This window comes from Caulobacter segnis (genome assembly GCF_023935105.1).
GTDB classification, from domain to species: domain Bacteria; phylum Pseudomonadota; class Alphaproteobacteria; order Caulobacterales; family Caulobacteraceae; genus Caulobacter; species Caulobacter segnis_B.
The window spans coordinates 2,424,140-2,447,986 of the sequence record NZ_CP096040.1 but is presented as its reverse complement, the minus strand read 5'-3'; the positions used below and the strand labels follow the sequence as shown (position 1 = coordinate 2,447,986).

The 23,847-nt window shown below is 68.5% G+C and carries 20 protein-coding genes; 5 read left to right on the top strand and 15 right to left on the bottom strand.

Features of this window, described 5'->3' with window-relative positions; translation table 11 throughout:
• The first annotated feature begins 8 nt into the window (after positions 1 to 8).
• Positions 9 to 1,667, top strand: a complete 1,659-nt coding sequence (locus MZV50_RS11715) for a lytic transglycosylase domain-containing protein (protein WP_252634796.1) — start codon at positions 9 to 11, stop codon at positions 1,665 to 1,667.
• A 160-nt stretch (positions 1,668 to 1,827) separates the two neighbouring features.
• On the opposite strand, the gene MZV50_RS11710 is transcribed toward MZV50_RS11715, so the two are convergent.
• From MZV50_RS11710 to MZV50_RS11670, 9 genes are all read right to left on the bottom strand, one after another.
• Positions 1,828 to 2,049, bottom strand: coding sequence for a hypothetical protein (locus MZV50_RS11710; RefSeq protein ID WP_252634794.1), 222 nt, complete (start codon positions 2,047 to 2,049; stop codon positions 1,828 to 1,830).
• 177 nt (positions 2,050 to 2,226) lie between these two features.
• Positions 2,227 to 2,703 carry a cell wall biosynthesis glycosyltransferase gene (locus MZV50_RS11705; protein ID WP_252634793.1) on the bottom strand — a complete coding sequence of 159 codons (477 nt, stop codon included), beginning with the start codon at positions 2,701 to 2,703 and terminating at the stop codon, positions 2,227 to 2,229.
• Between the two features lie 50 nt (positions 2,704 to 2,753).
• The gene (locus MZV50_RS11700; protein WP_252634791.1) at positions 2,754 to 3,839 is read right to left on the bottom strand and encodes a PA0069 family radical SAM protein; all 1,086 of its coding nucleotides are present in this window, start codon (positions 3,837 to 3,839) and stop codon (positions 2,754 to 2,756) included.
• Positions 3,840 to 3,907: 68 nt separating this feature from the next.
• Positions 3,908 to 4,444: an SRPBCC family protein gene (locus MZV50_RS11695; protein WP_252634790.1), complete on the bottom strand. Its 537-nt coding sequence runs from the start codon at positions 4,442 to 4,444 to the stop codon at positions 3,908 to 3,910.
• 98 nt (positions 4,445 to 4,542) lie between these two features.
• Positions 4,543 to 5,802, bottom strand: a complete 1,260-nt coding sequence (locus MZV50_RS11690; RefSeq protein WP_252634788.1) for an RNA polymerase sigma factor — start codon at positions 5,800 to 5,802, stop codon at positions 4,543 to 4,545.
• The gene (locus tag MZV50_RS11685) at positions 5,799 to 6,182 is read right to left on the bottom strand and encodes a YciI family protein (RefSeq protein ID WP_252634786.1); all 384 of its coding nucleotides are present in this window, start codon (positions 6,180 to 6,182) and stop codon (positions 5,799 to 5,801) included. The genes MZV50_RS11690 and MZV50_RS11685 overlap by 4 nt, the downstream gene beginning before the upstream one ends.
• A 70-nt stretch (positions 6,183 to 6,252) precedes the next feature.
• Positions 6,253 to 7,251 (bottom strand): acyltransferase family protein, encoded by a 999-nt coding sequence (locus tag MZV50_RS11680; protein WP_252635231.1) that lies wholly within the window; start codon positions 7,249 to 7,251, stop codon positions 6,253 to 6,255.
• Between the two features lie 56 nt (positions 7,252 to 7,307).
• A complete protein-coding gene (locus tag MZV50_RS11675; protein WP_252634785.1) occupies positions 7,308 to 8,366 on the bottom strand; it encodes a class I SAM-dependent methyltransferase in 1,059 nt (352 codons plus the stop codon).
• 7 nt (positions 8,367 to 8,373) lie between these two features.
• On the bottom strand, positions 8,374 to 9,615 hold the full coding sequence (locus MZV50_RS11670; protein ID WP_252634784.1) for a class I SAM-dependent RNA methyltransferase: 1,242 nt from the start codon (positions 9,613 to 9,615) through the stop codon (positions 8,374 to 8,376).
• Between the two features lie 171 nt (positions 9,616 to 9,786).
• Between MZV50_RS11670 and MZV50_RS11665 the strand changes: the two genes are divergently transcribed.
• Positions 9,787 to 10,440 (top strand): hypothetical protein, encoded by a 654-nt coding sequence (locus MZV50_RS11665; protein ID WP_252634783.1) that lies wholly within the window; start codon positions 9,787 to 9,789, stop codon positions 10,438 to 10,440.
• A 45-nt stretch (positions 10,441 to 10,485) separates the two neighbouring features.
• On the opposite strand, the gene MZV50_RS11660 is transcribed toward MZV50_RS11665, so the two are convergent.
• Positions 10,486 to 11,238, bottom strand: coding sequence for a TlyA family RNA methyltransferase (locus MZV50_RS11660; RefSeq protein ID WP_252634782.1), 753 nt, complete (start codon positions 11,236 to 11,238; stop codon positions 10,486 to 10,488).
• Positions 11,239 to 11,354: 116 nt separating this feature from the next.
• On the opposite strand from MZV50_RS11660, the gene MZV50_RS11655 reads away from it, so the two are divergent.
• A complete protein-coding gene (locus tag MZV50_RS11655) occupies positions 11,355 to 12,755 on the top strand; it encodes an amidase (protein WP_354668935.1) in 1,401 nt (466 codons plus the stop codon).
• A 55-nt stretch (positions 12,756 to 12,810) separates the two neighbouring features.
• Here MZV50_RS11655 and MZV50_RS11650 read toward each other — a convergent pair whose 3' ends face one another.
• The gene (locus tag MZV50_RS11650) at positions 12,811 to 14,574 is read right to left on the bottom strand and encodes a class I adenylate-forming enzyme family protein (RefSeq protein WP_252634780.1); all 1,764 of its coding nucleotides are present in this window, start codon (positions 14,572 to 14,574) and stop codon (positions 12,811 to 12,813) included.
• Between the two features lie 123 nt (positions 14,575 to 14,697).
• Positions 14,698 to 16,107 (bottom strand): serine hydrolase, encoded by a 1,410-nt coding sequence (locus MZV50_RS11645; protein WP_252634778.1) that lies wholly within the window; start codon positions 16,105 to 16,107, stop codon positions 14,698 to 14,700.
• 139 nt (positions 16,108 to 16,246) lie between these two features.
• Here MZV50_RS11645 and MZV50_RS11640 point away from each other — a divergent pair, with 139 nt between their 5' ends.
• On the top strand, positions 16,247 to 17,482 hold the full coding sequence (locus MZV50_RS11640) for a serine hydrolase domain-containing protein (protein ID WP_252634777.1): 1,236 nt from the start codon (positions 16,247 to 16,249) through the stop codon (positions 17,480 to 17,482).
• Between the two features lie 277 nt (positions 17,483 to 17,759).
• On the top strand, positions 17,760 to 18,710 hold the full coding sequence (locus MZV50_RS11635; protein WP_252630725.1) for an IS110 family transposase: 951 nt from the start codon (positions 17,760 to 17,762) through the stop codon (positions 18,708 to 18,710).
• A 64-nt stretch (positions 18,711 to 18,774) separates the two neighbouring features.
• On the opposite strand, the gene MZV50_RS11630 is transcribed toward MZV50_RS11635, so the two are convergent.
• From MZV50_RS11630 to MZV50_RS11620, 3 genes are all read right to left on the bottom strand, one after another.
• Positions 18,775 to 21,495 carry a valine--tRNA ligase gene (locus MZV50_RS11630; RefSeq protein ID WP_252634775.1) on the bottom strand — a complete coding sequence of 907 codons (2,721 nt, stop codon included), beginning with the start codon at positions 21,493 to 21,495 and terminating at the stop codon, positions 18,775 to 18,777.
• Positions 21,496 to 21,620: 125 nt separating this feature from the next.
• Positions 21,621 to 22,160 (bottom strand): pole-organizing protein PopZ, encoded by a 540-nt coding sequence (gene popZ, locus MZV50_RS11625; RefSeq protein ID WP_252634774.1) that lies wholly within the window; start codon positions 22,158 to 22,160, stop codon positions 21,621 to 21,623.
• Between the two features lie 131 nt (positions 22,161 to 22,291).
• Positions 22,292 to 23,758 (bottom strand): TolC family outer membrane protein, encoded by a 1,467-nt coding sequence (locus MZV50_RS11620; protein ID WP_252635230.1) that lies wholly within the window; start codon positions 23,756 to 23,758, stop codon positions 22,292 to 22,294.
• Between the last annotated feature and the right edge of the window lie 89 nt (positions 23,759 to 23,847).

Genomic DNA, 23,847 nt, shown 5'->3' with positions numbered 1-23,847 from the left:
TAGGTGAATTGGGGACGCGCCCGCGGGGGCGGCGCGGATCGCTTTTGCAGCTTTGGTCTCGCACTCTGGCCGTGCTTTCGGCCCTCTTCCTGTGCGCTCTCGCGAGCGCGCAGGGTTTCGCGCGTGCGGGCGCTCTCGATCCCTTGTCCCCGGAAGATGTTCGCGCCTATCGCGCCGCTTTCGCGGCGACCGACCGCGGTGACTTCGACGCGGCCAAGGCCGCCTTCGCCAATGCGCGCGACCAAAGCCTGGCCGGACGCCTGGCCTTCGCCAAGGTCATGCATCCCAGCCTCTATTCGGCCCGCTACGACGAGCTGACGGACTGGTTGAAACGCTACGGCGAAGAGGCCGGCGCCGACCGCGTCTACGCCCTGGCCATCAAGCGCAAGCCGGCTAGCAAACGCGCCGCCGCGCCGCCGGCGCCGGCGCTGTTCGTGGCCAATGAAGACGGTCCGCCACCCGCCGACAAAGGTCGCGCCGCGCGCGAAGCCTATTATTCCGGCGATGTCCAAAAGGCGCTGGCCCTGGCCGTGGCCGGCGGCGAGCGCTGGATCGCGGGTCTGGCGGCCTATCGCCTGAGCGACCTTCCCCAGGCCCAGGCCTATTTCGAACAGGTCGCCCGCGACCAGCACGAGGATGAATGGCTGCGCGCCGCTGGCGCCTTCTGGGCCGCCCGCGCGGCCAGCCAGGCCGGCCATGGCCGCGAGGCCCAGGCCCTGCTGCGGGACGCCGCCCGCTCGCCCCACACCTTCTACGGCATGATCGCCGTCCGCCAGTTGGCCCTGGCCGGCGTTCCGGCGGCCGTGGAGGAGACCTACGATCCCATCGCCTCCCTGTTAACCCGCGCCAACTATGTCGGTCCCGACAGCGCCTCGCTGGACCGGCTGGTGACCTCCGATCCTCGCGCCCGCCGCGCCACGGCCCTGGCCCAGATCGGGCGCTGGCGCGAGGCCGGGATGGAGCTGCGCGCCGGCCTCTCCCTGGCCGAGACGCCGGCGCTGCGCGACGACTGGACGGCCTTGGCCCTGGCCCTGAACGCCAATGCGCCGCTGAACGGCGGCCGCCCGGTCCGCCGGGTCGGCGGCGAGGACTATCCCCTGCCCCCGCTGGATCCGGTCGGCGGCTTCACCATCGACAAGGCCATGGTCTACGCCCTGGTGCGCCAGGAGAGCCGCTTCGATCCGCTGGCGGTGTCCAACGCCGGCGCCGTGGGCCTGATGCAGGTGCGCCCGGCCTCCGCCGCCGATGTCGTCGGCGACGACAAGCTGCGGGCCGACAACTCCCCGCTGTTCGATCCCGCCTTCAACCTGCGGGCCGGCCAGGACTATTTCACCTGGTTGATGGACCGGGGCGTGAAGAGCCCCGACCTCCTGCGCGCCGTGGCGGCCTACAACGGCGGTCCGGCCACGCTCAACAGGACGGCGGCCCAGCTGGGCGGCGACTGCGACACCCTGTTGCTGATCGAGAGCCTGCCGTTCCAGGAAACCCGCAACTACGTCGAGAAGGTGATGGCCAGCTACTGGACCTATCGCCGGCTGATGGGCGCGGAGAACAAGACCCTGGACGCCGTGGCCAACGGCGCGCGCACCGTCGACTTCCGCCTGGACCCGCAGATCGCGGCCCCGACCTCGATCGACCAGCTGATGACCCAACTGGCGTCTCAGTAGGCTCCGTTCAAAACAGTCCCGTCATTCCTGGCTGAATGATGGAGATCGACCGCTACCGACAGAAGGCGTTCGCAGGCGAGGAACGCGGATGTGCTGAGGGTCTGTTCGGGGTGGTGAGCTGCGGTAGCCGGCCCAACCCCTGCAGCACTAGGCTTCCACGCTATCTCCGGTCGGACCATCGGATGATGGCGAGAAGCGCAATGCCGCCAATGAGAAAAATGGCCCCCAATGCACACCACGTCGCGAGATCGACGCCAGCTTCCTTGGCCCACTGTCGTGACGTTTGGCCTTTGCGGCCGAAGGCGGTGAATAGCATCCCGGCACCCACGGGAGCGAGAATGATCGCGCCCCAGGCTCCAAGGTTTCGCATCGGGTCGCGCATGGGTCCTAGCTTCAGCCGCTGAAGTTCGTCACGGTTGTACAGCTACGATGCGCACGTCAGCAAAGGGTCGAAGCACGCCTTGAGCTTCTGACCGACAGACAGACGTTCAGATCGCGACGACCAGCATTGTCAGCCCTGGATCCCACCACGCGGCGGGAAGGACGATACTGGGAAGGGCTAGTAGTCCAGCCGCTTGGCGCGCAACTGCCTGGCCAGCGCCTTCTCGTCGCCACCGCTCGCTGGCCAATTGGCGGGCCAGTCCAGCCGACGGACCAGCACGCCGTGCAGGCGCGGCGACAGCCTGCTCAGCAGACCGCCGGGAACAGCCAGGGCCGCCGGCGCGCCCGCCCCGCCCGCCAGATGCTTCTCGACCGGCTCGCGCCAGCCTTCGCGCAGGGCCGGGGCCGCGCGCAGGGTCAGGATCCAGTCGCCGCGCGCGACGGCGGCGCCCGCCGCGAGCCGGGCGCCGACATCGCCCGAGGCCGTGACCAGCCGCGCGCCGCTGTCCTCGGCCAAGGCCTCGACGCCGGGCTCGCCGTCGCCGACCAGCACCACGTCCTTGACCAGGCCATCCACGGCGGCGGGCACCAGCATGGCCATCTGGGCGGCCAGGCCGGGCAGGTCTTCGGAAGCGACGAGGACGACGGAGATCATGGTCCTGCTTCGCCAGCGCGGGCGGCCGGGTCAAGGCCTCCCCGCCCCCATCAGCCGAACAAATCCATCTGCCCACTCCCGCCCAGCCTGGGCGGGGTGAATTGGCTGGCGTCCAGCGGCGCCCAGGGCTGGTCCAGCCCGAACTTCTTCACCGCCAGGTGGAACCTCTGCCGCAGTACCTCGGCCACCGGGCCGTCGCCGACCATCCGCTCCCCCCAGCCGGAGCGATAGGTCTCGCCCTGGCGGATCTGCCGCACCAGCGACATCACCTTCCTGGCCCGGTCGGGATAGTCGCTCTCCAGCCACTCTTCGAACAGTTGGGCGATCTCGCGCGGCAGGCGCAGGGCGACATAGCCCGCCCCTCGCGCCCCGGCCTTGGCCGAGGCCTCCAGCACCGCCTCGACCTCATGGTCGTTGAGACCCGGAATGGCCGGTGCGAACATCACCGTGACCGGCACCCCGGCCTCGGTCAGCCGCCGCACCGCCTCGATCCGCTTGCCGGGCGTGGCGGCTCTCGGCTCCATGCTGCGGGCCAGTCGTCGGTCCAGGGTGGTGATCGAGATCGCCACCCGGGTCAGCTTGCGCGCCGCCAGGCGGCTGTAGATGTCGAGGTCGCGCAGGATCAGGGCCGACTTGGTGATGATCGTGAAGGGGTGGCTGTAGCGCTCCAGCACCTCGATCACCTGCCGCGTGACCCGCAGTTGCTTCTCGTCGGGCTGATAGGGATCGGTATCGCCGCCGATGTGGATGGTCGCCGGCTTGTAGCTGGCCTTGGCCAGTTCCTTTTCCAGCAGTTCGCCCGCGTGCGGCTTGAAGAAGATCTTGCTCTCGAAGTCGAGGCCCGGCGACAGACCGAGATACGCATGGTTGGGACGGGCGTAACAGTAGATGCAGCCGTGGCTGCATCCCCGGTACGGATTGATCGAACGGTCGAACCCCACGTCCGGGCTCTGGTTGCGGGCGATGATCGTCCGCGACTTCATGGGCTGAAGCTCCGTCTTCAGCTGTTTGGGCTCTTCCTCTTCGCCCCAGCCATCGTCGAACGCCTCGCGCTCGAGCGCCTCGAAACGCCCGGTTCGATTGGACTTCGCGCCGCGCCCCCGGGGCGGCGGCGCGGCTTTCACTGCCTCGGCCATGGCGCGACTATGCGCGCCCAATAAGAACAAAACAAGAACTCAATGTCGAAGATCGACGGCGGCCTTGGTCAGGCCTGGCGTTCGGCGATCGCCTTCATGTCGGCCAGGCCCTTCTCGAAGTCCTTGCCGATCATCTGGTCCATGTTGAAGACCAGCCCCATCAGCTTGGCGATGTAGGGGTTCTTGCCCGCCATCGACCAGGTGACCTTCGTGCCCCCCGCCCCCTGCGGCTCGAACACGAAGCGGCCCGTGTTGTCGGCCTTGAAGGGCTTGAGGAAGTGCAGGCCGAAGACCACCTCGCGGCCCGGCGTCACCGTCTCGATCTCCATGCCGCCCGAGCCGACCTTGTCATTGCCGACCCAGGAATAGGTCGAGCCCACGCCGCTGGCCGGCCCGCCATAGGTGCGAGTCATGCCGGGGTCCATCTTCTCCCAAGGCGACCACGCGCTCCACTGGTGGAAGTCGGAGACCATGGCCTCCAGCGTCTCCGGCGGCGCGTCGATCACGGCGGTCCGCGTGACCACGAAACGGTCCGGCCGCGTGGCGGCGAAGACCAGCACGCCCCCGATGGCGACGCCGACGGCGATCAGAATGATCTTGAACATGTGCCCTCTCCCTTTGTCCCCTGCCTCGCTCGCGCTTCAGGGATGACCGCCCTTCGCGGTCCCGAACCTAGGACGCGCCGCCCCCCCGCGATCCGACATCAACTCGCGGATTTTTCCGCCTCGGCGGACACGCGGTCGAGGTACTGGCGGATGTTGGCCGCTTCGGCCGCGGTGTTGGCCAGCGAAATCGCCCGGTCGAAGGCCTGGCGCGCCTCGCCCTTGCGGCCGGCCTGCAGCAGGAAGGCGCCGCGCGCGCCGTGGAAATGGAAATAGCCGTCGAGACGCGCGCCCAGGGGTTCGATCATGGCCAGCGCCGCCTCGGGGCCGCGCACCTTGGCCGTCGCCACCGCGCGGTTCAGGGTGATCACCGGCGAGGGCTGCATGATCTCCAGCGTCGCGTAGAGCGCGTCGATGCCGGCCCAGTCGGTTTCCACCGCCGTGGCGGCGCGCGCATGAAGGGCGGCGATGGCGGCCTGGACCTGGTAGGGGCCCGGATCGCGCTTCAGCATCGCCTTGTCGATCAAGGCCAGCCCCTCGCCGATCATCTTGCGATTCCAGAGGCTTCGGTCCTGATCCTCAAGCAGGATCGCCTGGCCGTCGGCGGCGAAGCGCGCGTCCGAGCGGGCATGCTGCAGGAGGAGCAGCGCGGTCAGGCCCATCATCTCCGGCTCGGCCGGGAACAGCCGCAGCAGCAGCCGCGCCAGACGAATGGCCTCGTCGCACAAGCCGCCCCGGGCCTCGATCGCCTTGCCGCTGGCCGAATAGCCCTCGTTGAAGACCAGATAGATCATCGCCGCCACCGCCGCGAAGCGTTCGGCGCGCTCGACCGGCCCCGGCGCCTCGAACGGCGCATCGCCAGCGCCGATGCGAGCCTTGGCGCGGGTGATCCGTTGTTCCATCGCCGCCTCGCCCACCACGAAGGCGCGGGCGATCTCGCGGACCGAGAGACCGGAGACGATCCTTAGGGCTAGGGCGATCTGCTGGGTGGCCGGCAGGTCCGGGTGGCAGCAGATGAACAGCAGCCGCAGAACGTCGTCGCGATAGTGCGAACCGTCCAGCCGCTCGGCCGCCTCGGCCTCGGCGTCGCCCAGGTCGGACAGCATCTCCTCGGGCGGCAGGACGGTTTCGCGGCTGGTCTTGCGGACGGCGTCGATGGCGGCGTTGCGGCCGACCATGATCAGCCAGGCGGTCGGATCGCGAGGCGGCCCGTTCTTGGGCCAGCTCTTCAGGGCGCGCAGGCAGGCGTCCTGGAACGCCTCCTCGGCCGCGTCCATGTCGCGGAAGTAGCGCAGCAGCGCCGCCATGGCCTGGGGCCGGGCGGCGGTGATCGCCCCATCGATCCAATCGAGGTCGGTCACGCCCCGAGCGTCTCCGGAGCCGGCGCTGGGTTGAACAGCGCGATCGGCCGGATTTCATAGGACCCGCCAGGATTGGCCTTGCCCAGGTCCCTGGCGATATCGAGCGCGCCGTCCAGCGAGTCGCAGTCGACGACGTAGAAGCCCAGCAGCTGCTCCTTGGTCTCGGCGAACGGGCCGTCCAGCACCAGCGGCGGCTCGCGGTCCTTGCGCAGGGTCGTGGCGGCGGTCGTCGGCATCAACCGGGCGACGGGGCCGAGGCGGCCCTCCCTGGCCAGCCGCTCCTGGACGACGGCCAGCTTGCCCATGACTTCGTCCTCCTGGTCCTTGGACCAGCCGCAGACCACGTCCTCGTAGTTGTAGCAAAGTATGGCGTAGAGCATGGGCGCGATCCTCGTTCCTCTCCCTAGGACGCCGGACTATGCCCGCTTCCGACAGAGGGCAGAGGAATTTTTAGAGCGCCTTCAGTCGTCGCCGGACCGGCTCGTCGTAGAGCTTCAGCACCGCCCAGGCGAAGGCCATGACCACCGGGATCGCGACCAGGGCGAAGCCGACCGGATAGCCCTTGCCGCCGATCGCCCGGAACAGCCTCAGCAAAAGCTCCCAGCCCAACCAGTGCAGGGCGTACAGCGGATACGAGATCGCGCCCGAGACGCGGCACAGCGCGCCCTGAAAGCTGTCCGGGTCCTGTCGGCCGGCCAGCACCATCAGCGGGAAGGCCACGCTGACGCAGACGAAATCATACAGCCAATTCAGAGACGTCCACGGAAAAGCCAAGATGGCCAAGAGGACGATCGCCAGGATCCAGGCCGGGACGCCCAGCGCCGTGAACGCCTGGATCCGATAACAACCCCAGCCCAGCAGGAAGGCGAAGATGGTCCGCAGAAAGCTGATCACGAAGGTGCCGCGATCCCAACCGGTCAGCACCCCACCCATGCCATGGGCGACATAGGCCATCACGGGGATCAGCAGCACGACCATCAACACATGGCCCATCACGCCCAGGCGGCGGATCGGGAACCAGGCCGCCCCGACCACCAGCTCGAAGAACAGCGACCAAGCCGGCGGATTCAAAGGAAAAAGTGGTGAGAAGCCATTGTCATCCGCCCACACGCGCGGGATCATCAAGAGACCCAGGCCCAGCCATCCCGGCACCCGCTCGCGATGTTCGATGATTACCGTCGCGCCGGCCAGCATGGTCAGGGCGATCAGCGGCCACAGCCGGATCAGCCGCTGGCGCATGAAGCCCAGCCAGTCGATCTCGCGCCGACCGTAGGCATGGGCCAGGACGAAGCCTGACAGGCAGAAGAAGAAGTCGACGGCCAGATAGCCGTGCGGGATCAGCCAGGCGCGGCCTGTCCAGCTGCCGACGTGGTAGAGCATGACGCCGACCGCCGCGACGCCGCGCAGGCCATCCAGCGTCCCGTACCGTCGCCCGGCTCCCTCGGCCAAACTGTAAGCCTGCAAACCACCGCCCTCGACCCAATTCTGGCTTGGGTGGTCCTTGCTTAGCCGACCGGTTTCTCCAGCAGCAAGGCCTTGGTCAGGAAGGCCCGATCCTCGCCGATCACCCGCAAGCCCGCGGCGGCGAACAGGGCCGGCAGGTCGGTCTCGGCATAGCTGCCGTAGTACGGTTCGTGGAAATAGACCGGGAAGGCCTCCAGCAATCTGGCGAGGTCTGGAGCGTCGGTTGGCTGGATCGAGTCGACCAGGACCAGCACGCCGCCGGGCTTGACGACGCGCGCCAGGCTGGCCGCCACCACCGGTCGCACGCGCGGCGGCAACTCATGGAAGAGATAGACGCAAGTCACCGCATCCAAAGAGGAATCCGCGAAAGGTAAGGCTTCCGCGTTCGCCTTGACCCCACCGACGCCCGCCCGCCTGTGCGCGCGCGCCAGATAGGGCTCGGACAGGTCCAGGCCGGCGATCGCCGCGCGCGGGAACGCCGTCCTCAGGTCTCTGAGGAACGCGCCAGAACCACAGGCCACGTCGAGGATCCTCGCGTCGCGCTGGTCACGGCCGCGCCAATGGCGAGCCAGTAGCGATAGGCCTCGGCGGCGCATCGCCCCGGCCGTGCCGGAGAACAGCGCCTCGACCTGGGCGTCGTAGCGCCGGGCGCTTTCCGGCGTGAACCAACCTCCGGACTGGAAGTGGAAGTTCTGGCGATAATAGCTTGGATAAGCTTGGTTATTAGCTTCATCACGAACCTCGACGCCATCCCCTCGGCGGCGGCGCTGGTCGACCTCGAAGGCGTCGGCGATGAAGTCGGCGGCCTCGCGCAGGGCGGCCGAGGGACGAACCAGGCTGTCCTCGACAGCGGGATAGAGACCTGCGGCGACATCGCGGGCGTCCTTCTCGAACGCTTCCAGATAGGCCTTGCGCAAAGACCCCTTCACGGTCGGCGCGGACGTCGGCGAGAAGCGCTTGGCCTGGTCGCCCTTGGTCGGCTGGGTCAGGGAGCGGGCGAGGCTGCCCGTGGCCGTCCACCAGGCCGCCTTGACCGCGGCCCTAGCCCGCTGCCCTACGGCGTCGAGCGCGAAGGCCGTCCTGGTGCGTCGCTCGTCCATCCTGGCCTCATCGCGTGAAGACACCGACCAGTTCAATATGGGGCGACCAGACGAACTGGTCCACGGGCAGCACCTTCTCCAGCCGGAAGCCGGCGTCGACCAGGGCCCGGGCGTCCTTGGCGAAGGTCGCCGGATTGCACGAGACGCTCACCACCTTGGCCACCTTGGACTTGGCGATCTCGACCGTCTGCTCGGCGGCGCCGGCGCGGGGCGGGTCGATGACCACGACATCGGTCTTGGCCAGTTCGGTGCTCAACACCGGGCGTTTGACCAGGTCGCGGGCTTCGGCGGTGATCGGCTTGAGGCCCGGCGTCGCCCCAATCGCGGCCTTCAGGGCGGCGATGGCCGGCGGGCTCATCTCGGCGGCGTGCACCGCGCCGACCTCGGCCAGGCGGAAGGTGAAGGTGCCGACGCCGCAATAGAGGTCGGCGATGCGGCTGGCGCCTTGGGCCTGCGCGACCGCGAAATCGACCATCGCCCGCTCTGCGGCCGGCACGGCCTGCAGAAAGCTTCCTGGCGGCAGGGCGACGACGGCGGGGCCCAGCTTCACCAGCGGCTGGCGCGCGCCGTAGACGATCTCGCCGGCCATGGTGACCCGGGCGAAGTCCCCCTCGCCGGCCGCCATGGCCGCGCGCATGCGGGCGTCGGCCGACAGGCCACCGCTCTTGCGCTCGACGCCGGTGACGTCGATGTCCAGGCCGGTGCCCGTCAGGGTGACGTGCAGGGTCGGGGCCGACTTAGGGTGCTCCAGAAACGGCTCGGCCAGGCGCGCCAGGGCCGGCAGGGCCGCCACCAGACGCGGATCGGTGACCGGACATTCCTCGATCGGGACCAGATTCCAGGAGCGGCGCTCCTTGAAGCCCAACTTGGCTCCGCCCTTCACCTTGCGAGCGTGCAGGGCCACGCGGCGGCGCGAGGCCGGCGGCGCGGCGAAGGTCGGCAGGATCTCGGTCTCCAGGCCCTCCATGGACAGCTGGATGCGGATCTGCTCGGCCTTCCAGGCGCGGTAGGGTTCGGCCGCCCAATGCTGCAGGGCGCAACCGCCACAGGCGCCGAAGTGACGGCAGGGCGGCGCCACGCGGTCGGCGCTGGCGCTCAGGATCTCGACGACCTCGCCCCGCGCGCCGTCCATGTTCGCTCGCACGGTCTCGCCCGGCAGGGTCAGGGGTACGAAGGCCGGCTTGCCGTCGCCGAGACGGGCGAGCCCATCGCCCTGGGCTCCGATGGCGTTGATCGTCAGGTCTTGCATCGGCCGTCCATACCCTAAAAACCGCGCTTGAGGGTGGGCGTCGGACGATTTTCCCCGCGCGTGAACGAAGCTGAATATGCCGGTCAGGCGCCGTTCATCTTGGCCGCGCGATATCTATATCAACGGATGGGCGTGGCGGCGAAGGTCGCCCCTAAAAAGACAAGCTCTCTCATGACCATGACCGCCTCCAAGAGCAGGATCACCAAGATGAAGACCGTCCTGGGCGTCACCGCCGCCCTCATCTGCGGCGTACTGACGCCGACCCTGGCTTCGGCGCAGGCTTATGGCACGACGCCTTACGGCGGCGGGGCCTACGCCAACCAGGGCTACTATTACGACCAGTGCCAGCGCTCGACGACCAACCGCACCACGGGCGGGGCCCTGGCCGGCGGCGCCATCGGCATGGCGCTGGGCAGCGGCATCGCCGCGCGCGGTCATCGCACCGACGGCTCGGTCGTCGGCGGCCTGCTGGGCGCCGTGGTCGGCGGCATGGCCGGCAAGTCCTCGGCCGCCTGCTCGCCGGGCAGCAACATCGCTCCGCCCCCGCCGCCTCCCCCGCCGCCGCGCGCCTATAACGACGGCTATGACGACGATTACCGCCCGGTCCCCTATGACCAGGTCCGCCGCGACGCCGATCGCGACAGCTACTACGAACACACCTACGAGCGCCGCGAGGGCTATCGCGTGGCCGATCGCGCCGGCCAGGCCGACGTCAACGGCTGCACCTTGGCCGAAAGCCCGATCTATCTGCCCGACGGCCGCGTCCAGAAGCGCTTCGTGCGCGTCTGCCCGGACGCCAACGGCAAGTACCAGGTCGTCGACTGAGTTTCTCAAAGCACCTTGTGGTTAGACGATCGGCCGTCCCCTCCTCTAGCTGGAATGGGGGACGGCCGATTTCTTTTGCGCCCAGACCAGGCGCTCGACCTGCCCCTCGCCGCCGGTGATCGGGCTCTCGGCCAGCTCCTTCACCGACCAACCCGACGCTTCCAGGAAGTCGACGATCTCGCCCTCGACACGGGCGATGACCTCGGGATCCTTCACCAGGCCGCCCTTGCCGACGTGCTCGCGACCGGCCTCGAACTGCGGCTTGATCAGCGCCACGAGGTCCGCCTCCGCCCCCGCCAGCTTCAGCGCCGCCGGCAAGGCCTTGGTCAGTGAGATGAAGCTGACGTCGCTGACGATCAGGTCGGGCGCCATCGGGATCACCGCCCCGTCCAGCGCGCGGGCGTCGACGCCCGACAAGTCGACCACGCGCGGATCCGCCTTCAGCTTGGCGTGTAGTTGGTCGCGGCCGACGTCGACCGCAAACACCTTGGCCGCGCCGCGCGACAGCATCACCTCGGTGAAGCCGCCGGTGGAGGCGCCGACGTCGATCGCCACCCGCCCCTCGACCGCGATCGGCCACAGGTCCAGAGCGTGGACCAGCTTCAGCGCGCCACGCCCCACCCACGGATGAGCCGCCCGCGCGACGATCTCGGCGTGCTCGTCGACCGTCTCGGCGGGTTTGGCGACGACCTTGCCGGCCACGGACACGCATCCGGCCTCCACGGCCGCGCGCGCCTTGGCGCGGCTGTCGAAGACGCCTCGCTCGACAAGCAGCTGATCGATCCGCTTCCTGGCCACGCGGCCTCCCTGAAACCCGAGACCGCCCTCTAGCACGGGCTTGCGGCCGAGGTCTCTTCCAGGTCAACTGAACATCGATCACCGGCGCGGAAGACGCCGGTCTGAGGGAGACACGAATGACCACGGCCTGGACTCCGGACGCCACCGAGCTCGCCGATCGTATCCGCGGCAAGGCCGTTTCAGCGGCCGAGGTGGTCGAGGAGGCCATCCGCAAGGCCGAGGCGCTGGATCCCCGAATCGGCGCGATCGTCACACCCGACTACGACCGCGCGCTCGACAAGGCCAAGGCCGGCGGGCTTTCGGGCCCGTTCGCCGGCGTGCCGTTCCTGGTCAAGGACCTGGATCCGTACAATGGCCTGCCCACCTACTACGGCTCGCGGAGCATGCTGGGCGCGAGGCCCGACACCGAGCAGACGCCTTATGTCGACGCGTTCGACGCCGCCGGTCTGGTGACCATCGGCAAGTCGGCGACGCCGGAATATGGCTTCCTGCCGACCACGGAGCCGATGGGCTTTACGCCGACGCGCAATCCCTGGAACCTGGAGCGCTCGTCGGGCGGCTCGTCCGGCGGCGCGGCCGCCGCGGTGGCGTCGGGCATGGTCCCGGTCGCCCACGCCAGCGACGGCGGCGGCTCGATCCGCATCCCATCCGCCAACTGCGGCCTGTTCGGCCTCAAGCCGTCGCGCGGCCGCATGTTGCCGAACCGGCCGAGCACCTGGGCCATCGACATTTCGGTCTCGCACGTGGTGTCCCGCAGCGTCCGCGACTCCGCGGCCCTTTTCGCGGCCACCCAACGCACCGACCCCGACGCGCCGTTCACGCCCATCGGCCTGGTCTCCCAGCCTCTGAACAGGCCTCTCAAGATCGGCCTCGTCATGAACACCGGCGGCGGCCAAGCGCCCGATCCGGAGGTGCGCGCCGCCGTCGAGGGCGCCGCCAAGCTGCTGGAAAGCCTGGGCCACGCGGTCGAGCCCACGGCTCTGCCGATGGACGGCGCGCGCTTCGGCTTCGACTTCACGGTCCTGTGGGCCAGCGGCGCGGCCGAGTTGGTCGCCGCCATCGGCCAGGCCCTAGGCCGCAAGCCCGACACCGACGTGCTGGAGCCGTTCAGCCTGGCCATGGCCGAACTGGTCAGCCAGCTGACGCCGGACGTCCTGCCCGCCGCCATCGCCCGCCTGAACGACGACATGAAGGCCTACGACACCTGGCTGACGACCTACGACGTCATCCTGTCGCCGGTGCTCGGCCAGCCGCCGGTCGAGCTGGGCCACGTCGCGGGCTGGGTTCCGTTCCCTGACCTGCAGCAACGCCTGAACGCCTATGTCGGCTACACCCCGGTGCAGAACGTGGCCGGCGCGCCGGCCATGAGCGTGCCGCTGCATTGGACGGCCGACGGCCTGCCGGTCGGGGTCCAGATCGCCGGCCGCGCGGGCGGCGAAGCCACGCTACTGGCCCTGGCCTATCAGCTGGAAGAGGCACAGCCCTGGGCCCACCGCAGGCCGCCGGTCAGCGTGTAACGAAAAGGGCCCGCATCACGCGATGCGGGCCCTTCCCTCTTAGATCGCGAAGGTCTCAGCCCTCCACGAACACCTTCTTGAGCTCGTTCTTCATGATCTTGCCGTTGGCGTTGCGCGGCAGGGTCTCGTGCCAGAACACCACCTTGACCGGCACCTTGAAGGCGGCCAGGCGGTCGGCGACGAAGGCGCGCAGTTCGGCCTCGCTGGCCTCGACGCCAGGCTTCAGAGTGACCACCGCCGCCGGCTCCTCGCCCAGGGTCTTGTGCGGAATGCCGACCAGGGCCGCGTCCATCACCGCCGGATGGTCGTACAGGCAGTTCTCGACCTCGATGCAGTAGATGTTCTCGCCGCCCCGGATCAGCATGTCCTTGGCGCGGTCGATGATGAAGCAGAAGCCCTCGGCGTCGAGACGCGCCAGGTCGCCGGTCCGCACCCAGCCGTCGATGAAGGTCTGGGCCGTGGCCTCGGGCTTGTTCCAGTAGCCGCGCACCACCTGCGGCCCCTTGCACCACAGCTCGCCGACCTCACCGATCGGCAGCTCGCGATACGGCGCTTCGAGGGTCATGATCTTGAGGTCGGTGACGGGCACGGCGGGACCGCAGCTGTCGGGACGGTTCTCGTAGTCTTCGGCCGAATTGGAGGTAGCGGTGGCCGAGGTCTCGGTCATGCCCCAGCCGTTGCCGGGCGAGGACTTGGGCCAGACCTCCTTGATCTTGCGGACCAGCTCCGGGGCCGACGGCGCGCCGCCATAGGCCACGGCCTCGATCGACGACAGGTCGTACTTGTCGCGGTTGGGATGCTCGATGATCTGCCAGGCGATGGTCGGCACGCCACCCATCTGGGTCAGGCGCTCGTCCTGGATCAGCTGCATCGCCTTGTCCGGGTCCCACTTGCGGATCATGGCCAGCTTGGCGCCGGCGAACAGCGAGGGGTTCAGCACGGCGAAACAGCCGGTGGCGTGGAAGAACGGCACCGAGATCAGCGAGCCCTTCTGCGGCAGGCTGGGGTCGGGCTGGGGCGGGGCCTCCCCACGGCGCAGGAAGCTGCGCGCGCCCGCCGCGGCGGCGGCGAAGATGTTGCTGTTGATGTTGCGATGGGTGCCGATGGCGCCCTTGGGCTTACCCGTGGTGCCCGAGGTGTAGAAGATCGTCGCGTCGTCGTCCGGAGCGATGGCCACGGTCGGCAGCGGCTTTTCCGCGAGCTTGGCCCAGTCGTTGGGACAGCCGATCGCGCCTTCCAGCCGCTTCACGTACGGATGGGCGATTTCTTCTCGCGAGCGGCTGACATAGACGCGCTTCAGCTCGGGACAGTGATTCAGGTGCTCGGCCAGACGCTCGAAGCGCTCGACGTCGACAATGGCGACCTTGGCGCCGGAATCGACCAGCCCATATTCCAGCTCCGGCCCGGTCCACCAGGCGTTCAGCGGCGTGACGATCGCGCCCAGCGACAGCGCGCCGTAGAAGGCCACGGGCCATTCGGGCAGGTTGCGCATGACGATCGCCACCCGATCGCCTTTCTGGACCCCGAAGGCCTCCAGTTCGGCGGCCATGTGGGTCACGGCGCGATAGAAAGCCTCGAAACTGACCCGCTCGTCCTCATGGACCAGGAAGGTCTTGTCGCCATGAACGCGGCCGAACGCGACGGTGTCGCGCAAGGTCGGCGGAGCGTTCTTCCAGGTGCGGGTCTTCACCCCCCGGATCTCCACCTCCTCCATCTCGCCGGGCGTGCCGGGCGCGGTGATCAGCGCATAGGCTTGCTGGACGGACATCGCGGGCCACGGCGCCGGCTTGGGCGCGGCTTGAGGGGCGGCCTGGGTCATTTCTACTCTCCCGGTATGGTGTCGCGCCTTGTTGAGCGAGCGCGTTCGATGAAGACAGAGCACAGCCGGAAGCCGGATGCAAACGTCCGTTTGACGCTAGGAGAACATTGATAAGTTACAAGGCTAGCCGCCCGATTTTTCGAGGCGCTTCAGCCAGGTTTCGGCGTTCTTGTTGGTGGGATCCAGTTCCAGCGCCCTGCGATAGGCGACGATCGCCGAGGGCTTGTCGCCGTTCGTGGCATAGGCCTCGCCCAAGCTGTCGAAGGCGTTGCCGCTGGCCGGATAGAGGTCGGCCGTCAGTTTCAGGACCGCCAGGGCCGAGCGCGGCTTGCCGAAGGCCAGCAGGCGATAGCCCCAGTCGTTCAGCTCGTGCTCGTCGGCATTGAAACCAGGATTGGCCGCGCGGAAGGCGGTGACGGTCGCGGAAGGGTCCGCGCCCTCCTGGCCGGTCAACGCCGCGCGCAGGGCCGGAACGCCGGTCAGCGCCATGCCGGGGATGAAGCCCTGGGCGATCTCGTCGACCAGGTCCTCGGGCGTCGAGCTGGCCAGGTTGGTCAGGATGACGACCCCGACCTTGTCATCGGGATAAAGATAGACTGCCGAACGGCTGCCGCCGGTCATGGCCACGGCGCGATGCCCGGCGCGGTCGAGGACCAGCCAGCCCATGCCCCACTGGCCGACCTTGCCATCGGCATAGGCCACCGGCGTCCACATCGTCCGGCGGGCGGCGGGGCTCAACAGCTTGCCGTCCTGCAGGGCGATCAGCCACTTGGCCATGTCGTCGGCGGTGCTGTTCATGCCAGCCGCGGCGCGGTGCAGCGGCGAGAAGATCTCGGTCCGCACCACCGGTTGGTCGGGCGTGGCCTGGCGGTAGCCGTACGAGGTCGCCCGGTTCGGGTCCTGGTCGCGAGTGTCGCCGAAGCCGCTGTGGGTCATGCCGGCCAAGGCGAACTGCTCGTCGGCCAAGGTCGCATCGCGCGGGCGGCCGCGCAGACCGTTGATGGCCATCTGCACGAGCGCGTAGTTGGTCTGATTATAGTCGAACCGCTGGCCGGGCGGGAACCGAATGGGCTTGGCCAGGGTCGCGTTCCAGGCGGCCACCCCATCGCCGTCGCTGTCATCGAAGGTCGGCAAGCCCGAGGTGTGGCTGAGCAGGCGACGAACCTCGATTCCCCGCCAGGGCCAGGGCAGATCGGCGACGTAGGTTCCGATCGGCTTGGAGAGATCCAACCGCCCAGCCTCGACCTCCCGCATGGCCGCCACGCCGGTGAAGGCCTTGGTGATGGAATTGATCGGAAAGACCGTCCCAGGGGTCACCGGCATCCGCTTGGCCAGATCGGCGACGCCGTAGCTGCGGGACATGACGATCCGGCCGTCCTTGACCACCGCGATCTGCAGGCCGGGGATATGTTGCTCGACCATGGCGCGGCGGACGATGCCGTCGGCGCGCTCGACCGGATCCGGCGCGGCCCGGGCGCTCGCGACCACGAGCCCCAGCATCATCAGTCCCAGACCCAAGGCCTTCGCCGCCATGACCACGCTCCCTTGAAACCGTTGGAACAAGACCAGCCGGACGCCCGGCCGCCCAGTTAATCCTTGGTCATGTCGCAAGGCCCCTTGCGGACGGCGCGGCCTTGTTCGAATGCAAAGCCAACGAGACGAGGGAGTCGCGATGCGCGTCTGGATGAAGCCGCTGGCTGTCGCTATGGGTCTGGCCCTGATGGCGCCGACCGCCACCCTTGCCGCGCCTCGGCCAACCACCTCGACCCCGGCGCCGGATGCCGCGCTCCAGGCCCGGATCGATGGCGTTCTCGATCGCGCCATCGCCGAGCGGCGTCTAGTGGGCGTGGTCGTGCTGGTCGCCCGTGACGGCAAGCTGGTCTATCACCGCGCCGCCGGCCTGGCCGATCGCGAGACGAACCGGCCGATGACCGAGGACGCCCTCTTCCGGTTCTCGTCGGTGACCAAGCCGTTCGTCAGCGTCGCCGTCATGCGGCTGGTCGAGCAAGGCAAGATCAAGCTGGAGGACCCGGTCACGACCTATCTGCCGGACTTCAAACCGAAGCTGGCCGACGGGACGACGCCGATCATCACCATCCGCCAGCTGCTGACCCATACCGCCGGCCTGACCTATGGCCTCGCCGAGGGCCCCTCGCATCCGTACCACACGCTGGGCGTTTCGGACGGCATCGACCTGTCCGGGATCAGCCTGGACGAGAACGTCCGCCGCATCGGCTTGGCCCCGCTGGCGTTTCCGCCGGGTTCGAGATGGCGCTACTCCGTCGCCATCGACGTCTTGGGCGATGTGGTCGAGAAGGCCGCCGGCAAGTCCCTGCCCGAGGTCGTGTCCGAGACCGTCACCGCGCCGCTCGGCCTGCGGGACACCGGCTTCGTCGCCAAGGTCCCCGCCCGCCTTGCCACGCCCTACGCCAACGCCCAGCCGGCGCCGGTCGCGATGACCGACAATCAGGACGTCCCGATCGGCCCGACCGCCGTCCGCTTCGCCCCGAGCCGCGCGCTCCATGCCGAGGAATTCCCGTCAGGCGGCGCGGGCATGGTCGGCTTGGCCGGGGATGTGCTGAAGCTGCTGGAGACCATCCGCAAAGGCGGCGCGCCGCTCCTGAAGAGCGCCACGGTCGCCGAGATGGTCAAGGATCAGGTCGGCCCGCAGGCGGCAACGCAAGGCCCCGGCTGGGGCCTCGGCTACGGTTGGGCGGTGCTGGACGATCCGACGGTCGCCAAGACTCCGCAGGCCGCCGGGACACTGGCCTGGGGCGGCGTGTATGGCCACAACTGGTTCGTGGATCCGAAGAACGGCCTGACCGTGGTGCTGATGTCCAATACCGCGTTCGAGGGCATGAACGGCCAGGTGACGCGCGAACTGCGCGACGCGGTGTATGGGCGATAGACACCATATCCTCCCCCGCGACGCGGGGGAGGTGGCCCAGAGGGCCGGAGGGGACTAGCTCGGCTTGAGCACTCGCCCCCTTGTCTGTTGATTTGGTGGCATTGTGACGGGGTCTTCCGGGACGCTCGCTTGGCGGAGGAACGCCAAGCGAGCTGTCGGCGGAGGGGCCGTTTGCCCCCGAGCGTTTGAGTGCTGGGACTGAGCAGGGCCGCCGCCGACGTTTCATGACCCGGATGGTTGCAGGGACGGATGGGTCCGAAGCCACAAGGATGGGTCGATGGAACGGGTGGAGCGTAACACGAAAATCGCCGGGATCGACGTAGGCAAGCGCTGGCTGGACGTCGCCGTCCATGGTCAGGGCGAGACGCGCCGGTTCGGCAACGACGAGACGGGCCATGAGGCGCTGATCGGCTGGTTGACCGAGCAAGGCGTCGTTCGGGCGGGGCTGGAGGCGACGGCGGGCTACGAGCGCCAGATCCGGACCCGGCTTGAAGCGGTGGGCCTTGAGGTCGTGGTCCATCAGCCGCTGGAGGTTCGGCTGTTCGCCCGGCTCAAGCGCTGGAAGGCCAAGACCGATGCGCTGGATGCGGCTTTGATCGCGGCGGCGACGGCCCAGGTCGACACGGTCCGCGCCGCCCAGGACCCGCGCCTGGTTGAACTGGCCCAGCGCCTGACGGCCTACGAACAGATCACGGATCAGGCGGCGGCCATGAAGACCTTCATGGAGCACGTCGACCTGCCCGACCTGATCCAGACCCTGGACGAGCAGATCCAGAGCCTGTCGGACCTGAAGGCCAGGCTGGCCGATCAGATCCTGGAGCAGATCAAGGCCTGTCCAGACCTTCTGACGCGTCACCGCCTCTTGATGTCGCTGCCCGGCGTGGGACCGATCGTGGCCGCCAGCCTGCTGATCCGCATGCCCGAACTGGGAAACCTCCGGCGCGGGCAGGCCGCCGCCTTGCTCGGCGTAGCGCCCTTCGATCGACAGTCGGGACAATGGAAGGGCCAGGCCTTCATCGGCGGCGGACGGGCTCGCCCGCGCCACATGCTCTACCTGGCCGCCATCGCCGCCAAGCGCTTCGACCCTGGCTTCAAAGCCTTCGCCCAGCGCCTGCGCGACGCCGGAAAACCTCCCAAGGTCGCCATCGTCGCCGTCATGCGAAAGCTCATCGAAGCCGCAAACCTCGTGCTCGCGAGGCAACTCCCCTGGAGGTCTGTCGCACCCTGAACAACATGGTTGCTCAGTCGCTCCGCGACAGCTCCCCCGCATCGCGGGGGAGCAGAGAGAACCCCTAACCCACCGACTCCAGGCGGCTCAGAGCCGCCTCGAGCTTGGCTTTGGCGGCCTCGGCTTCGGCGAGGCGTTCGCGGTTCTCCTCGACCACCTCTTCCTTGGCGCGGGCCAGGAAGTCGGGGTTGCCGAGCTTCTTGCCGACCTTCTCGATCTCGCCGACATGGCCCGCGATTTCCTTGGTGAGGCGCGCCTTCTCGGCGGCCAGGTCGATGAACTCGGCGATGGCCAGGGCGCCGGTGGCCTCACCCATCACGATCGGGACCGAGCCCGCTGGAGCGGCGTCGGCCTCGCGGGCGCTATCCAGGCGCGCCAGGGTCAGCAGCAGGTCGCGGTGACGGGCCAGGCGCGCCTTGGTCTCCGCGCCCGCGCCGACGACGGTCAGCGCCGGCTTGGCCGACGGCGGCACGTTCATCTCGGCGCGGATCGAGCGGATCTCGCCCACCGTCTCGACCAGCCAGCCGATCTCGGCCTCGGCCTCGGCGTCGATCCAGTCGGCCGGCAGTTCCGGCCACTGGGCTGAGATCAGCATCGTGTCGCGCCCGGGGCCGAACTCGGCGGTCTTCTCCCACAGCTCCTCGGTGATGAACGGCATCACCGGGTGCAGCAGCTTCAGGATCACGTCCAGCGCCCAGGCGGCCGTGGCGCGGGTCTCGGCCTTGGCGGCGGCGTCATCGCCGTTCAGGATCGGCTTGGCCAGCTCCAGGTACCAGTCGCAGAACACGTTCCAGACGAAGCGGTACAGAGCGCCGGCGGCCTCGTCGAACGACGGCGCTTCCAGGGCCTTGGTGACCTCGGCCACGGTCTTGACCGTCTCGCCGCGGATCCACTTGTTGATCGGCTGCTGGACGGTCGCGGGGTCGAAGCCCTCGACACGGACGCACTCGTTCATCTGGGCGAAGCGCGAGGCGTTCCACAGCTTGGTGCCGAAGTTGCGGTAGCCCTCGATGCGCTGCTTGGAAAGCTTGATGTCGCGCGCCTGGCCCGACATCGCCGTCAGGGTGAAGCGCACCGCGTCGCAGCCGAGTTCGTCGATCAGGATCAACGGATCCATCACGTTGCCCTTGGACTTGCTCATCTTGGCGCCCTTCTCGTCACGGACGAGGGCGTTAATGAACACCTGCTTGAACGGCGCTTCACCCATGAAGTGGATGCCCATCATCATCATCCGGGCGACCCAGAAGAAGATGATGTCGAAGCCGGTCACCAGGGTGCTGGTCGGATAGAACTTGGCCAGGTCTGCGGTCTTTTCCGGCCAGCCCAGGGTCGAGAACGGCCAGAGGGCCGAGCTGAACCAGGTGTCCAGCACGTCCTCGTCCTGGCTCAGGACGACGTTCTCGCCGAACTGGGCCTTGGCGGCCGCATAGGCGGCTTCCTCGGTCTCCTCGACGAAGATCGAGCCTTCCGGGCCGAACCAGGCCGGAATGCGGTGGCCCCACCAGAGCTGGCGCGAGACGCACCACGGCTCGATGTTGCGCAGCCATTCGAAGTAGGTCTTTTCCCAATGCTTGGGCTCGAAGACGGTCTCGCCCTCTTCCACGGCCTTCAGGGCCGGCTGGGCCAGGGTCTTGGCGTCGACGTACCACTGGTCGGTCAGGAAGGGCTCGATGACCACGCCCGAACGGTCGCCGTGCGGGACCATGTGCCGGGTCTTCTCGATCTCCTTCAGCCAGCCCTCTTCCTCGGCGCGGGCGACGATGGCCTTGCGCGCGACGAAGCGGTCCAGGCCGACGAACTCGGCCGGGACGGCGTCGTTCAGCTTGGCCTCGGGGGTCAGGATGTTGATCGCTTCCAGGCCGGCGCGCTTGCCGACGCCGAAGTCGTTGAAGTCGTGGGCCGGCGTGATCTTCACCGCGCCCGAGCCCTTGGTCGGGTCGGCGTAGTCGTCGGCGACGATCGGGATGCGGCGGCCGACGATCGGCAAGGTCACGAACTTGCCGACCAGCCCCTTGTAGCGCTCGTCATCGGGGTGGACCGCGACGCCGGTGTCGCCCAGCATGGTCTCCGGTCGCGTGGTCGCCACGACGATATAGTCGCGGGTCTCGAACTCGGTGGCCTTGCCCGCGTCGTCGAAGGCGATCGGATGCTGGTAGGTGACGCCATCGGCCAGCGGATAGGCGAAGTGCCAATAGGCCCCGTCGACTTCCTTCTGCTCGACCTCGAGGTCGGAGATGGCGGTCTGGAACTGCGGGTCCCAGTTGACCAGGCGCTTGTCGCGATAGAGCAGGTTCTGCTTGTGGAGCTGGACGAACACCTTGCGGACGGCGGCCGACAGGCCCTCGTCCAGGGTGAAGCGCTCGCGCGACCAGTCGCACGACGCGCCCAGGCGGCGCAGCTGATTGGTGATGGCTCCGCCGCTCTCGGCCTTCCATTCCCAGACCTTGTCGACAAAGGCTTCGCGGCCCATGTCGCGACGGCCGATGTTGCCGGCCGCGGCCAGCTGGCGCTCGACCACCATCTGGGTGGCGATGCCCGCGTGGTCGGTGCCCGGCAGCCACAGGGCGGCCTTGCCGCGCATGCGGTGGAAGCGAGTCAGCACGTCCTGCAGCGTGTTGTTCAGCGCGTGGCCGATGTGCAGCGAGCCCGTCACGTTCGGCGGCGGGATCACGATGACGAACGGTTCGGCGTTTGCGTCCTCGCTGGGCTTGAAGGCCCCGGAGGCCTCCCAGGCGGCGTACAGGCGAGGTTCGACGGATTTGGGATCGAAGGTCTTTTCGAGCATGGCGGAGCGGATATGCCATCTGCGGCCCCGGCGCGAAACCGGCGGACCTTGGTTTTCTGGGGTATTTCGCAACGAAAAAGGCGGCCGCCGCGGCGACCGCCTCGATTTTCGGGATGTCGAGACGCCTAGCCGCGGCCGCGAGCGATCCGCTGTACCTCTTCCTCGACCTTGGTCTCGACGATGCGCGGCAGGTTCTGGTCCAGCCACTCCTTGAGCAGCGGGCGCAGCAGCTCGCGCACGACGTCCTCCAGGGTGCGGCCGTCCTTGGGCATCAGCAGAGCCGAGCTCAGGCTGCCGAAGGCGCTGGCGGCGGCCGAGGCGGCCGTATCGCCGACCAGGTTGTCGGCCACTTCGTCGCGATCGAAGACCGGTTGCGCGGGGGCCGGTTCAGGCTCGGGCGGCGGCGGCGAATAGACGTCGATGTCGCCGACGGTCTCCAGCGGCGGCAGCTCGGGTTCCGGCTCGGCCTCGGGCGCGATCGGATCAGTCAGCTCGAGAACGTCCTCCTCGACCGGCTCGGGTTCCGGTTCGGGCTCGGCCTCCAGTTCCGGCTCGGGCGCGGCTTCGGCCGCAGGCTCCGCCGGCGCATCATCCTCGGAGATGATGCGTCGGATGGAGGCGAGGATCTCCTCCATCGTCGGTTCTTGAGAGCTCTGATCGGACATGTGCGACGCCGTCGTAAAGAGGTACGAATCCTTGCGCGCTCTAGGACGCGCTTTGTCCGCGATGGTGCAGACTTACGCGTCTTAAGCAAGCGCAAGTCCGCGCCTGAGCGGAATCGACGCGGGCGCCGATCCTACTTAGAACCGCCTTGCGGCTTGGTCGAGGGCGCGCCGACCTTGTCGATCGTCTGAACGACCGGCTCCCACGGCACCCAGCCCACGCTGTGCGTCACGCGATTGTAGGACGTCTTCGGATCATAGGCCGCCGTGGTCGAGGACAGCTTGGAAACGTCCAGCTGGCCCATGGCCTGCAGCACGACAGCGCTCGCCACATACTCGTCGCGACGCGCGCCGACCAAGGCCAGTTCGGCGTTCGACAGTTCCAGCTGGGCGTTCAGCACGTCCAAGGTGGTGCGCAGGCCGACCTGCTGCTCCTGGCGTACGCCCTCGAAGGCGATGCGCGTGGCGCGGACCTGTTCCTCGTTCGAGACCAGCTGGGCGCGCGAGGCCAGGAGATTGCTCCAGGCGTTCGAGACCTGCTGGATCGCCGTACGCTTGGCGCCTTCGGTGGCGCTGCGGGCGGCGTTCTCGCGCTCGTTGGCGGTGCGGACCAGCGAGGTCGTCAGGCCGCCGGTGAAGATCGGCACCGACGCGGTGATCGCACCGGACACGTTGCGGCTGTAGTCGTCGAACTGGCTGCCGACGCCGGAGGCGCGACTGGCCGAGTAGCCCAGGCCGGCGCGCGCCGAGACGGTCGGACGATAGCCGGCCTTGGCCACGGCCACGCGCGCGGCGGCGGCCTGTTCGTTGTACTTGGCCGAGGTGACGCCTGGGTTGGTCGTCTGGGCCGCCTCGAAAGCCTGGTCGACCGAGCCCGGCAGCAGGCCGGCCAGGGTCGGTTCGGGCGCCAGTTCACTGGGCGTCTGGCCGACCGTAGCGGCGTAGCCCGCGCGGCTGACTTCCAGCTGGGCCTGGGCGGCGGACAGGCCGGCCTTGGCCGCGGCCAGACGGGCCTGCGACTGCGCCACGTCGGTGCGGGTGATCTCGCCCACGTCGAAGCGGGCGTTGGATTCGTCCAGCTGGCGCTGCAGGACGGCGACGTTTTCCTTGGCGATGCGCAGGCGTTCCTGGTCGCGGCGGACGTCGACATAGGCCTGGACGACGTTGACCAGCACGCTCTGCTCGACCGAACGCAGCGTCTCGCGGGACGCCAGCACGTCGGCCTCGGCGGCGCTGAGATTGGCGCTGGCGCGGCCGCCCGTATAGAGCGGCTGGCTGATCGAGACCGTCGCGCTGCTGCCCGACAACTTCACATCCGCGCCGGAACCGGGCGGATTGGTGTTCGAACCGGTGACGTCCAGCTCGCCGCCGATGGTGGGGCGGAAGCCGGTCTTGGCTTGCACCACGCCCTCGTCGGTGATCCGCGCGCTGGCGCGCTGCTGCTGGAGCGTGGGATTGGTCTGGTAGGCCAGGGCGATCGCGTCGGCCAGGGTCTCGGCCCTTACCGTCGAAAGGGGCGCGGCGGAAAACACGCCAGCCATCAGGCCAGCGCTGCAAGCGGCGGCCAGCAATCCGGCCCGTCGACGGTTCGACATCAAGATTCTATCCCCAATCACGCGAAGGTCGCGCCCTGCCACAATATGATCGCGTGTAAGTCGGACCGCCAGACGCCGCCAGTTAAGCTTTTTTC

Bases quoted from the DNA above. Each gene is read 5' to 3' on its own strand.
- MZV50_RS11710 (WP_252634794.1), bottom strand. From the start codon at position 2,049: ATGCGCGACCCGATGCGAAACCTTGGAGCCTGGGGCGCGATCATTCTC.
- MZV50_RS11705 (WP_252634793.1), bottom strand. From the start codon at position 2,703: ATGATCTCCGTCGTCCTCGTCGCTTCCGAAGACCTGCCCGGCCTGGCC.
- MZV50_RS11700 (WP_252634791.1), bottom strand. From the start codon at position 3,839: ATGGCCGAGGCAGTGAAAGCCGCGCCGCCGCCCCGGGGGCGCGGCGCG.
- MZV50_RS11695 (WP_252634790.1), bottom strand. From the start codon at position 4,444: ATGTTCAAGATCATTCTGATCGCCGTCGGCGTCGCCATCGGGGGCGTG.
- MZV50_RS11685 (WP_252634786.1), bottom strand. From the start codon at position 6,182: ATGCTCTACGCCATACTTTGCTACAACTACGAGGACGTGGTCTGCGGC.
- MZV50_RS11675 (WP_252634785.1), bottom strand. From the start codon at position 8,366: ATGGACGAGCGACGCACCAGGACGGCCTTCGCGCTCGACGCCGTAGGG.
- MZV50_RS11670 (WP_252634784.1), bottom strand. From the start codon at position 9,615: ATGCAAGACCTGACGATCAACGCCATCGGAGCCCAGGGCGATGGGCTC.
- MZV50_RS11665 (WP_252634783.1), top strand. From the start codon at position 9,787: ATGACCATGACCGCCTCCAAGAGCAGGATCACCAAGATGAAGACCGTC.
- MZV50_RS11655 (WP_354668935.1), top strand. From the start codon at position 11,355: ATGACCACGGCCTGGACTCCGGACGCCACCGAGCTCGCCGATCGTATC.
- MZV50_RS11650 (WP_252634780.1), bottom strand. From the start codon at position 14,574: ATGACCCAGGCCGCCCCTCAAGCCGCGCCCAAGCCGGCGCCGTGGCCC.
- MZV50_RS11645 (WP_252634778.1), bottom strand. From the start codon at position 16,107: ATGGCGGCGAAGGCCTTGGGTCTGGGACTGATGATGCTGGGGCTCGTG.
- MZV50_RS11640 (WP_252634777.1), top strand. From the start codon at position 16,247: ATGCGCGTCTGGATGAAGCCGCTGGCTGTCGCTATGGGTCTGGCCCTG.
- MZV50_RS11635 (WP_252630725.1), top strand. From the start codon at position 17,760: ATGGAACGGGTGGAGCGTAACACGAAAATCGCCGGGATCGACGTAGGC.
- MZV50_RS11630 (WP_252634775.1), bottom strand. From the start codon at position 21,495: ATGCTCGAAAAGACCTTCGATCCCAAATCCGTCGAACCTCGCCTGTAC.
- popZ (WP_252634774.1), bottom strand. From the start codon at position 22,160: ATGTCCGATCAGAGCTCTCAAGAACCGACGATGGAGGAGATCCTCGCC.